This is a genomic window from Streptomyces sp. NPDC026522, assembly GCF_055567555.1.
In genome coordinates, this window is sequence record NZ_JBVHQF010000021.1 from 18,220 (window position 1) to 29,768 (window position 11,549).

An 11,549-nucleotide genomic window follows, 5' to 3' on the forward strand; every position below is an offset into this window, starting at 1 on the left:
GGCAGACGATTGGCGCGCACGGTGCGGAGCTCGCTGGGTCGGGCCTTCCCGGCCCAGGTGTCTTGACACCCTCCGGCGTTCCCGTGAGGATCACAGAATGAACCTGTCAGACAGCCAGACAGGTGGCCCGTTCCCGCGGCGCGTCAGCGCCATGGAAGCGGTCTTCAGCCACCTGCGCAGCGCCATCGAGCGCGGCGAATACGCCGTGGGCGACAAGCTTCCCTCCGAAGCGGAGCTGTGCCGGACCCTGGAGGTCAGCCGGCCCGTGTTGCGGGAGGCGCTCAGGGCCCTGCAGGCGATGGGCCTGACCGTCTCCAAGAGCGGCAAGGGCACGTTCGTCATGGCGAACACGGTCGAGGACCCCACCTTCGGCGACTACGCCGCCAGCGACCTGCTGGAGGTGCGCCGCCACGTCGAAATCCCGGTCGCCGGGTACGCCGCGCTGCGCCGGACTCCGGAGGACCTGGACCACCTGGGCCACCTGCTCGACCGGATGGAGCGGGAGACCGACACCACCGCCTGGGTGGCGATGGACACCGTCTTCCACCTGGCGGTGGCCGAGGCTTCCGGCAACCCGGTCTTCCGCCGGGTCATCGAAGAGATCCGTGACGCACTGGCGCGTCAGTCGACCTTCCTCAACGAACTGGGCGGCCGGCGCGAGCAGTCCAACTGCGAGCACCGGGCGATCCTGGAGGCACTGGTCGACGGTAGCGAGCACGACGCGGTGGAGGCCATGTCCCACCACCTCCTGCGGGTCGAGACGACCCTCACCGACATCGTGCGCCCCCAGCGCACGGCCACCCCCACGGAAGGCAGATCCGAGGCGTGAGCGAGCAGTTCCTCAAAGACGAGAAGCGCCCCACGACCCGTCACGTCGACGCCGGTGACACCGGCTACAGCAAGTCCTTGAAACCCCGGCACGTCAACATGATCGCCATCGGAGGTGCGATCGGCACCGGGCTCTTCCTCGGCGCGGGCGGTCGCCTCGCCGACGCCGGGCCGTCACTGTTCGTCGCCTACGCCGTCTGCGGGCTCTTCGCCTTCCTCGTCGTGCGCGCGCTCGGCGAACTCGTCCTGTACCGGCCGTCCTCCGGCGCCTTCGTGTCGTACGCCCGGGAGTTCCTCGGGGAGAAGGGCGCGTACACCGCGGGCTGGATGTACTTCCTCAACTGGGCTACCACCGGCATCGCCGACATCACCGCCGTCGCCACGTACACCCATTACTGGCACCTGTTCTCCGATGTCCCGCAGTGGGTGATCGCCCTCATAGCCCTGGCCGTGGTGCTCACGGTGAACCTCATCTCGGTGCGGATCTTCGGCGAACTGGAGTTCTGGTTCGCCATCATCAAGGTCAGCGCCTTGGTGGTCTTCATGGGGATCGGGATCTTCCTCCTGGTCAGCCGGCACCCCGTCGACGGCGCCGTACCCGGTCCGTCCCTGATCACCGACCATGGTGGGGTCTTCCCCAACGGCCTGTTGCCCATGCTGCTGATCGTCCAGGGAGTCGTCTTCGCCTACGCCTCCGTCGAGCTGGTCGGCGTCACGGCCGGTGAGACCGAGAACCCCGAGGAGATCATGCCGAAGGCGATCAACTCGATCATGTGGCGCGTGGGCCTGTTCTACGTCGGCTCGGTCGTCCTGCTGTCGATGCTGATGCCGTGGAACAGCTACAGCGCCGGGCAGAGCCCGTTCGTGACGGTGCTCTCCCACATCGGCGTCCCGGCGGCCGGCGACGTGATGAACCTGGTCGTCCTCACCGCGGCCATGTCCTCGCTCAATTCCGGCCTCTACTCCACCGGCCGCATCCTGCGCTCGATGGCCGTCAACGGATCGGCCCCGCGGTTCACCGCCCGGCTGAGCCGTACCCAGGTACCCTACGGCGGCATCCTGCTCACCAGCGGCATGTGCGTCCTCGGCGTCGGGCTCAACTTCGTGGTCCCGGCGGACGCGTTCGAGATCGTGCTCAACCTCGCGGCGATCGGCATCCTCGCCACCTGGGGCATGATCATGGTCTGTCACCTCCTCTTCTGGCGGAAGACCCGTGACGGCGAACTGACCCGCCCCGCCTACCGTCTGCCCGGCTCTCCCTGGACCGAAGTTGTGACGCTGGCCTTCCTCGCCTCCGTCCTGGTCCTCATGTACGCCGACGGAGGGGCCGCGCGCACAACCGTGCTGTGCGTGCCGCTGATCGCCGCGGCGCTGGTCGCGGGCTGGTACCTGGTCCGCGACCGCGTGGCGCGCACCGCCGCCGAGAGCGAGGGCTGAGCCGGACACCACCCCGGCCCGATCCCGCCGGGCCGGGCGTGCCTTCGGCGAGGCACCCGCCCGCCATCCCGGTCAGCAGCAACCCACCACCGAACGAGGCAGTGATGCGCAGCAGTCTCCTCGCGGACGCGCCCGCGATCCGCGAGCCCCGGCATGCACCGGTCGCCCACGTCACCCGTGGCGGCCTGATCGAGGGAATCCACTACGGCTCGGTCGTCGTCCTCGACGGCGACGGCGGCGTCCGGTCGAGCATCGGCGACATCGAGGTCGCCTGTTACCCGCGCTCAGCCCTCAAGCCCCTCCAGGCCGTCGCCTTGGTGCGGGCCGGTCTGCCGCTCGACGGCGCCCTGCTCTCCCTCGCGACGGGCAGTCACTCAGGCGAGGAGCACCACCTCGCCGGCACCCGGCTGATCCTCGAAATGGCCGGCGTCACCGAGGACGACCTGCGCAACGTCCCCGACCTGCCGTACGACCCGGCGGTCCGGGACGCCTGGGTGCGCGCGGGCCGCCGGCCCTCCCGGCTCGCCCAGAACTGCTCCGGCAAGCACGCCGCGATGCTGTACCTGTGCAAGCTCGCAGGCTGGCCCCTGAGCACCTACCTCGACCCGGCCCACCCGCTCCAGAGGGCGATCGCCGAAGTCGTCGAGGAGCTCACCGGCCAGCACATCGCGAACGTGGCCGTCGACGGCTGCGGATCCCCGCTCTTCTCGGTGTCCTTGCACGGCTTGGCCCGCGCCGCCGCCCGCATCGCCGGGGCCGCGCCGGGCACCGCCGAGCGCCGCGTGGCGGACGCGCTGCGCGTCCACCCGGAGATGGCCTCCGGCACCGGACGGGACGTGGCCGAGCTGATGCGCGCCGTACCCGGGCTGCTGGTCAAGGACGGCTTCGAGGGCGTCCAAGTGGCCGCGCTGCCCGACCGCCGGGCCGTCGCCGTGAAGATCGCCGACGGGGCGAACCGGGCGCGCGTTCCGGTGGCGGCCGCCGCCCTGGCCCGGGCAGGAGTCGACCCGCGGCTGCTCGCCGGCTTCGCGGGCGAGCCGATGACCGGCGGCGACCGGCCCGTCGGCAGCATCCGGCCGGTGGCGGCACCGGACCCGACTGCCGTATCCGCGCCCGCCTGACCGGACCGGCCCCACCACCGTCACCCCACCAACCTCAGGAAGAGGACCCGCACACCCATGACCGCCGCCACCCGCAGCGAACACGACCTGCTCGGAGACCGCGAGGTCCCCGGCGACGCCTACTGGGGCGTCCACACCCTGCGCGCCACGGAGAACTTCCCCATCACGGGCACGCCCATCTCCGCTTACCCGCACCTGATCGACGCCCTCGCCGCCGTCAAGGAGGCCGCCGCACTCGCCAACGAGGACCTCGGCCTGCTGGAGCACGCGAAGGCCACCGCGATCGTCACCGCATGCCGGGAGATCCGCAGCGGCAAGCTCCACGACCAGTTCGTCGTCGACGTCATCCAGGGCGGCGCCGGCACCTCGACCAACATGAACGCCAACGAGGTCGTCGCCAACCGGGCGCTGGAGCTGCTGGGACACGCCAAGGGCGAGTACCGGCACCTGCACCCCAACGAGGACGTCAACCTCGGCCAGTCCACCAACGACGTCTACCCCACCGCGGTCCGGATAGCGACCGTCTCCGCGGTGCACGGCCTGCTCGACGCCATGGCCGTCCTCCAGGAGGCCTTCGCCCGCAAGGCCGTCGAGTTCCACGACGTCCTGAAGATGGGCCGCACCCAACTCCAGGACGCCGTGCCGATGACGCTCGGGCAGGAGTTCTCCGCCTTTGCCGTCATGCTCGACGAGGACCGCAGCCGGCTCGCGGAGGCGGTCGAGCTGATCCACGAGATCAACCTCGGCGCGACCGCGATCGGCACCGGTCTCAACGCCCCCGCCGGATACGCCGAATCGGCCCGCCGCCACCTCGCCGACATCACCGGGCTGCCGCTGGTGACCGCGGCCAACCTGGTCGAAGCCACGCAGGACTGCGGCGCGTTCGTCCAGATGTCCGGCGTGCTCAAACGCATCGCCGTCAAGCTGTCCAAGACCTGCAACGACCTGCGCCTGCTGTCCTCCGGACCGCGCGCGGGCCTCGGCGAGATCAACCTGCCGCCGGTGCAGGCGGGTTCGAGCATCATGCCCGGCAAGGTCAACCCGGTGATCCCCGAGGTCGTCAACCAGGTCGCCTTCGAGGTGATCGGCAACGACGTCACCATCACCATGGCCGCCGAGGCGGGGCAGCTCCAGCTCAACGCCTTCGAGCCGGTCATCCTGCACTCGCTGTCCGAGTCCATCACCCACCTGCGCGCGGCCTGTCTCACCCTCGCAGAGCGCTGCGTGGGCGGCATCACCGCCAACACCGAGATGCTGCGCGCGACCGTCGAGGACTCCATCGGCCTGGTGACCGCCCTGAACCCGCACATCGGGTATGCGTCCGCCACCGACATCGCCAAGGAGGCACTCGCCAGCGGCCGGGGCGTGGCCGAGCTCGTCCTGGAGAGGGGTCTGCTCCCGGCCGAGAAGCTCGCCGCCCTCCTGCGCCCCGAGGTGATCGCGGGGACCGGCACGGCCGGGGCCTGACGACGAGGCGGCCGCGGGCGACGAGGCGGCCGCCGGCCGGACGTTCGTGGGCGCCGGGCCGCACCGGCCCGGCGCCCCGACGGAGTGGATCAGCGTCCCTTCATGCTCGACCGGACCTTGCGCCGGGCGTCGTCGGCATCGTCCGCGAGCAGGGCCAGCTCGGCGAGCTCGCGGCACTCGTGGAGGGTGTGGGTGGCCAGGGCTGCCCGCACCTCGGGGAGTGCGGCGGGTGCGGTGGACAGGCTGGTGACCCCGAGGCCGACCAGCACCAGGGCAAGCGCCGGGTCGGCGGCGGCCTCGCCGCAGACGCCGATCGGGCGCCCCTGCCCGACTGCCGACCCGGCGGCGGTGGCGACCAGCACGAGCAGGGCGGGCTGCCACGGGTCGAGCAGCTCGGAGAGGGAGCCGAGCGTCCGGTCGGCCGCGAAGGCGTACTGGGCCAGGTCATTGGTGCCGATGCTGAAGAAGTCGCAGACCTCGGACAGCCGGTCGGTCCGCAGGGCGGCTGCTGGGACCTCGATCATCGCCCCGGCCAGCGGCAGGCCGTGCGCACGGACCCGGGCGGCGAACTCGGCGGCCTCACGCGGGACCGACACCATCGGGGCCATCACCCACACCTGCGCGGTGCTGTCCGCGGCCGCCTCGGCGATGGCGGCGAGCTGGGTCTCCAGGAGCTGCGGATCCCGGGCGGCCGTCCGCAGGCCGCGGACGCCCAGAGCCGGATTCTCCTCGCCGCCGGAGGTGGCGAAGGGCAGCGGCTTGTCCGCGCCGGCGTCCAATGTGCGGACGACCACCCGGCGGCCGGCAAAGGCGGAAAAGACCTGCCGGTAGGCAGTGGCCTGTTCGGCGAGGCTCGGAGCCTCGGTGCGGTCCAGGAAGAGGAACTCGGTGCGGAACAGGCCCACACCCTCGGCGTCGGCGGCGGCCGCCCCGGCCAGCTCGTGCGGCGCGCCGAGGTTGACCAGCAGCGAGACCGGGTGGCCGTCGGCGGTCCGGCCCGGTCCCTGGAAACCGGCCAGGAGCTCGCGTCGACGGCGCTCCCGCTCGGCGGCCCGTTCGACCGCCTCCGGACTCGGGTCGGGCTCGATCACGCCGTCGGCACCGTGCACCAGGACCTGCCGGCCGTCCTCCAGCTCCGCGGCCGCGGTGCAACCGACGACGGCGGGCAGCCCGAGCGCCTTGGCGAGGATGGCGGTGTGACTGGTCGGGCCGCCGCGGACGGTGACGAGGGCCAGCACCCGCTCGGGGTCGAGCAGCGCCGTGTCGGCAGGGGCGAGGTCGTCGGCGACCAGGACGTACGGGTGCCCCGGGTCGGGCGGCCCTGGCACGGGCAGGCCGAGCAGGTGGGCCACGGCGCGGGCACGCAGGTCGTCGAGGTCGGCGGTGCGTTCCGCGAAGTACCCGCCCGCGGAGACCAGCGCGGTGCGGAAGCCGTCGAACGCGGTGGCGAGCGCGTGGGCGCCGTCGGTGCCCCGTTCGGCGAGTGCGGCGGCCCGGTCGGCAAGGACGGGGTCGGCGGCCATCATGGCCTGGGCCTCGAGCACCTCGGAGCCCGGGCCGCTCGCACGGGCGGCGCGCTCGTGCAGGTCGGTGACGACCGCCCCGAGGGCCGCGCGAACCGCCGCGGCCTCGGCCGCCGGTTCGGTGACGGGCCTCGGGGCGGGAAGCGCGGGTGCGGGTGCCATCCGGACGACGGGGCCGGCGGCACTGCCGGTGCCGACGCCGATCCCGCATATCAGCTCACTCATGCCGCTGCGTCGAGGTCGGAGGCGAGCAGCGCGGCGAGCACCTTCAGGGAGTCCTCGGCCCGATCGCCGGAGGCGGTGAGCTCCAGGGTCTCGCCGCGGCCGGCGGCCAGGGCGAGGACGGACAGCAGGCTGCGGGCGTCGACCGGGGCCTGGCCCGGGCGGCCAACGGTGACCTTGGCGGGCTGCCGGGCGGCGGCCTGGACGAACAGTGAGGCCGGGCGGGCGTGCAGGCCGCTCTCGGAGCCGACGGTGACCTGGATCGAGTGCATGGGGATTCCTTGGGGAGACGATCGCCGACACCGGGTGGGAACCGGGTCGGCGGGAGAGTCGGGCACGGCGGCCGCGCAGAGGGTGTGGCGCGGACCGGTGTGGTTTAGTGCCCGGTCTTCGCCTACGGGGGCAGTGGCGGGGACCGGGCAGCTGTGGTTTCACGCCCGTTAGCGTGTTGTTTCGATTGGTTTTACTCCCGCTCTCCGAGCCATGTCAACACATTCGGGCAAGCTCGCGGCGCGGAAGCGGGACTGGGCGGTCCCTTGCTTTTTCGGCCGGGGCGCGTATGGTCGGGCTGCATCAGACGTAAACAGACATGAACGGACCCAATCCCACATGTACGCTCCCGAGCGGCAGCAACAGATCCTCCGCCTCGCCCAGGAGCAGGGCAGGGTGGACGTACCGGCACTGGCCGAGGACTTCGGCGTCACGCAGGAGACCATCCGGCGCGACCTGAGCGCCCTCGACCGAGCCGGCCTGCTGCACCGGGTGCACGGCGGCGCACTGCCCGTCGGCGCACTGCACCTGGAGCCGGGGCTGGCCGAACGGGACTCCACCGCCGCGGCCGAGAAGGAGCGCATCGCCAAGGCGGCCCTGGCCCTGCTCCCGAGCGAGGGCAGCGTGATCCTGGACGCGGGGACGACCGTCTCCCGGCTGGCCGGACTGCTGCCCGCCGACTGCGCCCTCACGGTCGTCACCAACGCCCTCCCCGTCGCAGCCCGGCTGGCCGACCACCCCGGGCTCTCCCTCCACCTGATCGGAGGGCGGTTGCGCCACCGTACCCACGCCTCCGTCGACGCCTGGGCGCTGCGCGACTTGGCCGACATCCACGCGGACGTCGCGGTGCTCGCCACCAACGGCTTCTCCCCCAAGGGCGGTCTGTCGACGCCGGACCTCGCCGAGGCGGCCGTCAAACGGGCCATGCTCACCGGTGCCCGACGGGTGGTCCTGGTGGCCGACTCCTCCAAGTTCGGCGCCCGCCATTTCGCCCGGTTCGGCTCCCTGGACCAGGTCGACGTCCTGGTCACGGACACCGGACTGACCGACGAGCAGGCCGCCGAGATCGAGACCCAGGGACCGGAAGTCATCCGCGCATGATCGTCACCATCACCCCGAACCCCAGCCTCGACCGCACCTACGAGCTGGGAACGCTCGCCCCGGGCGAGGTGAACCGGGCCGCGCACGACCGGCTCGACCCGGGCGGCAAGGGCGTCAACGTCTCCCGTGCGCTCACGGCCGCCGGGCACCGCACCCGCGCCGTCCTGCCGCTGGGCGGATTCTCCGGGCAGTTGCTCTCCGATCTGCTGCGCCGCCAGGGCATCGAGGTCGCGGCGGTCACGATCCTCGGCGACACCCGGATTAACGTCTCGATCGCCGAGGACCGCGGCAGGCTCACGAAGGTCAACGCCGTGGGCCCCGAGCTCAGCGCCGCCGAGTCGGCCGCGCTGCTGGCGCTCGTCCGTGACGAGTGCACGGGCAAGGACGTGGACTGGCTGGCCTGCTGCGGCAGCCTGCCGCGCGGACTGGCGCCCGAGTGGTACGCCGAGCTGGTCGCGCAGGTGCACTCGGGTGGCGCCCGGATCGCGCTGGACACCTCCGGGCCCGCGCTGCTGGCCGCGCTCTCGGCCCGCCCCGACGTGGTCAAGCCCAACCGGGAGGAACTCGCCGAGGCCGTGGGCCGCCCGGTCGTCACCATCGGCGACGCCGTGGACGCCGCCGGGGAACTACGGGGGCGCGGCGCCCAGCAGGTCCTGACCAGTCTCGGTGCGGACGGGATGTTGCTGATCGCCGAGGAGGGCAGCTGGTACGGCAGCGCACCGGTCGCCGCCGTCCGCAGCGACGTGGGAGCGGGCGACGCCTCACTCGCGGGCTTCCTCGGAGCCGGTGGTACCGGCCCCGAGGCACTCGCGGCGGCCCTGGCGCACGGCGCCGCCGCCGTACAACTGCCGGGGAGCGTCATGCCGACCCCGGCCGACCTGGACCCGACCGCAGTGGCCGTGACGGCGGACATCCCGCTCGAACGGCCGCTTCGCGGTTGAGAACACCCTCCTGCGAGGACGGACGCCGACGGACAAGCGCCGAGCGCGGCACCAGCGCGGCTGCGGACCACAGCAGGCCGAGCGGCACCGTACGGGCGAACGTCCGGCATCCGCGCCGGAGGCAACCACGCCCGACCGTGTGGGACGGAAGGGCAGCCATTTCCCGGGGGCAAGGGAACACCGTCAGCCACCAGTTGAAGGATTGACACGATGAGCGACCCGAGCGGACTGATCACACCCGCACTCGTTGACCTCCACCTCGCCCCCGAGGACAAGAGCGAAGCTCTCCGCGCACTCGCCCAACGGCTGGTCGCCGAGGGGCGGGTCACCGACCTCGACGGCTTCCTCGCCGATGTCGCCGCCCGCGAGGCCCAGGCCCCGACCGGGATGGGTGACGGAATCGGCATCCCGCATTGCAGGTCACCCCATGTCACCCGGCCGAGCCTGGCCTTCGGCCGCAGCGCCAGAGGGGTGGACTTCGACGCCCCGGACGGACGGCCCGCCGACCTGATCTTCATGATCGCGGCACCGGCCGGTGCCGACGACACCCATCTGCAGATCCTCGCCGCGCTGGCCCGCCGGCTGATGGACCCCGCTTTCACCGGCGCCCTGCGCGATGCCGAGAGCCCGGGAGCGGTCGCGGCCCGGATCAACGCCGAGGACGCACCGGCCGCCGCTTCGGAGACGAACGCCGCGGGCGGTGGGCTGCGGCTGGTCGCGGTGACCTCCTGCCCGACCGGCATCGCCCATACCTATATGGCCGCGAAGGCCCTGGAACTGGCCGCCGCCCGGGCGGGTGCGCGGATTCAGGTCGAGACCCAGGGCTCGGCCGGGACGACGCCGCTGTCCCCCGAGGTGATCGCGGCCGCCGATGCCGTGATCTTCGCCCATGACGTCGAGGTCCGCGACCGTGCCCGATTCGCCGGCAAGCCGACCGTGGACGTGGGCGTGAAGGCCGCCGTCAACCGCGCCGACGACCTGATAGCCCAGGCCACCGGGCTGGTCACCGGGACGGGTAACGGCGCAACCGTCCCCGGCCCGGTCGCCGCGTCGAGCGCACCGGCGGGTGAACACTGGGCCCAGCGGCTGCGCATGTACCTGATGACGGGCGTCAGTTACATGATCCCGTTCGTCGCAGCCGGCGGTCTGCTGATCGCCCTCGCCTTCGCGATCGGCGGCTACCAGATCGCCTCCGCCCCGTCCGTGCTGGGTCACTTCGAGTGGACCTCCTCGCACAGCTGGGCGGCGGTGCTGTTCCAGACCGGCAAGGCGGCATTCGGCTTCCTGGTGCCGGTCCTGTCCGGATACATCGCCTGGGCGATCGCGGACCGGGCGGCACTGGCCGCCGGCATCGCCGGCGGTGCCGTCTCGGTGGCAGTGGGCGCGGGCTTCCTCGGCGGCATTGTCACAGGGCTGATCGCGGGCTTCCTGGTGCTGTGGATGATCCACTGGAACGTGCCGCAGGCGATCAGGGGCATCATGCCGGTGGTGGTGATCCCGCTGCTGTCGGTGGCGGTGGTCGGCTTCCTGATGTTCGTGGTGGTCGGCTCACCGATCGCCTCGGCGATGCACGGCCTGACCGGCTGGCTGAACGGCCTCTCCGGCTCCCACGCGATCCTGCTCGGCACGCTGCTCGGCGCGATGATGGCCTTCGACATGGGCGGTCCGCTCAACAAGGTCGCCTACACCTTCGCCGCCGGTGCGCTCACCGCCGCGGGTACCGCCCCGGACGCGGGCAGTCTCAAGGTGATGGCTGCCGTGATGGCCGCCGGCATGACCCCGCCGCTGGGCATGGCCCTGGCGACCGCCGTCCGGCGTGGGCTGTTCACCCCCGAGGAGCGGGAGAACGGCAAGGCCGCCTGGGTGCTCGGCGCGTCGTTCATCACCGAAGGCGCGATTCCGTTCGCGGCGGCCGACCCGCTGCGGGTCATCCCGGCGGCCATCGCCGGCAGCATGACCGCCGGCGGCCTGGTGATGGCCGTCGGCTCCACCCTGCGTGCCCCGCACGGCGGAATCTGGGTACTCCCGCTGATCGGCAGCCCGTTCCTCTACCTGATCGCCATCGCGGCGGGCACGGTGGTCACGACGGCGGTGGTGGTCGTACTGAAGGAGTTGCGGAAGCCCGCCAGCCAGGCGGCCCCGGACTCCCTCGTCGTCGGCGAGGAGCCGGCCACCTTCTGATGAGAAGTAGCTGACCCGGGCCGCGTGGCCTTCTGTCCGCGGCCGGCCAGCTCTGGCCCCCATAGGCGCCGGTGTCGGGGATGTCGCTGGGGGCGTGCGGGACGTTCGGGGTGAGCAGGAGGCGCAACGGTGCGGCGGCGTGGGCGTCGATGAACTCCACGGCGTGCTGTTCGAGGAGGTCGGGGGCGTACACCGCCCTGCCGCCGCAGGTGTTGGCGGGGATGGGCTCCTCGTGGTCGACAGCCGCAGCCCAGCGGTGGGCGCGGAAATGGCGCATGCCCATTCTCCCCCACGCATCCCTGCCGGCCCCCGAGGAAGTGGTCCGCTCGCCGGAACCGCGCTGGAAGTCGTCGTCATGCTCGTAGCGGGTTGGGGAATTCCGGGGATTCTCATGGGAGTTCGTACCACCCCCGTTCACGTGGCGGTGGGTTTCACGTCGTCTTGGGCGAGGATGTTTC

9 protein-coding genes are annotated in these 11,549 nt (G+C 72.1%); 7 read left to right on the forward strand and 2 right to left on the reverse strand.

Translation table 11 applies throughout. From position 1 onward, the window contains the following. Positions 1–97: 97 nt before the first annotated feature. From ACZ4M3_RS34870 to aspA, 4 genes are all read left to right on the forward strand, one after another. Entirely contained in the window at positions 98–829 is a 732-nt protein-coding gene (locus ACZ4M3_RS34870; RefSeq protein WP_467739602.1) for a FadR/GntR family transcriptional regulator, read from the forward strand. Further along, entirely contained in the window at positions 826–2,265 is a 1,440-nt protein-coding gene (locus ACZ4M3_RS34875; protein ID WP_467739604.1) for an amino acid permease, read from the forward strand. Before ACZ4M3_RS34870 ends, ACZ4M3_RS34875 begins: the two co-directional genes overlap by 4 nt. Positions 2,266–2,369: 104 nt before the next feature. Next, the gene (locus ACZ4M3_RS34880) at positions 2,370–3,386 is read left to right on the forward strand and encodes an asparaginase (RefSeq protein ID WP_467739608.1); all 1,017 of its coding nucleotides are present in this window, start codon (positions 2,370–2,372) and stop codon (positions 3,384–3,386) included. A gap of 57 nt (positions 3,387–3,443) precedes the next feature. Next, positions 3,444–4,853, forward strand: a complete 1,410-nt coding sequence (aspA, locus tag ACZ4M3_RS34885) for an aspartate ammonia-lyase (protein WP_467739610.1) — start codon at positions 3,444–3,446, stop codon at positions 4,851–4,853. Between the two features lie 89 nt (positions 4,854–4,942). Here the strand turns inward: aspA and ptsP are convergent, their stop codons facing one another. Continuing rightward, entirely contained in the window at positions 4,943–6,601 is a 1,659-nt protein-coding gene (gene ptsP / locus ACZ4M3_RS34890; protein ID WP_467739612.1) for a phosphoenolpyruvate--protein phosphotransferase, read from the reverse strand. Further along, the gene (locus tag ACZ4M3_RS34895) at positions 6,598–6,870 is read right to left on the reverse strand and encodes an HPr family phosphocarrier protein (protein WP_467739614.1); all 273 of its coding nucleotides are present in this window, start codon (positions 6,868–6,870) and stop codon (positions 6,598–6,600) included. Before ACZ4M3_RS34895 ends, ptsP begins: the two co-directional genes overlap by 4 nt. 337 nt (positions 6,871–7,207) lie before the next feature. Between ACZ4M3_RS34895 and ACZ4M3_RS34900 the strand changes: the two genes are divergently transcribed. The 3 genes from ACZ4M3_RS34900 (at position 7,208) to ACZ4M3_RS34910 (ending at position 11,091) form a co-directional block, all read left to right on the forward strand. After that, a complete protein-coding gene (locus ACZ4M3_RS34900; RefSeq protein WP_467739616.1) occupies positions 7,208–7,969 on the forward strand; it encodes a DeoR/GlpR family DNA-binding transcription regulator in 762 nt (253 codons plus the stop codon). Then, entirely contained in the window at positions 7,966–8,910 is a 945-nt protein-coding gene (gene pfkB, locus ACZ4M3_RS34905) for a 1-phosphofructokinase (protein WP_467739617.1), read from the forward strand. The genes ACZ4M3_RS34900 and pfkB overlap by 4 nt, the downstream gene beginning before the upstream one ends. Positions 8,911–9,120: 210 nt before the next feature. Continuing rightward, entirely contained in the window at positions 9,121–11,091 is a 1,971-nt protein-coding gene (locus ACZ4M3_RS34910) for a PTS fructose transporter subunit IIABC (protein WP_467739619.1), read from the forward strand. The last annotated feature ends 458 nt before the right edge of the window (positions 11,092–11,549 follow it).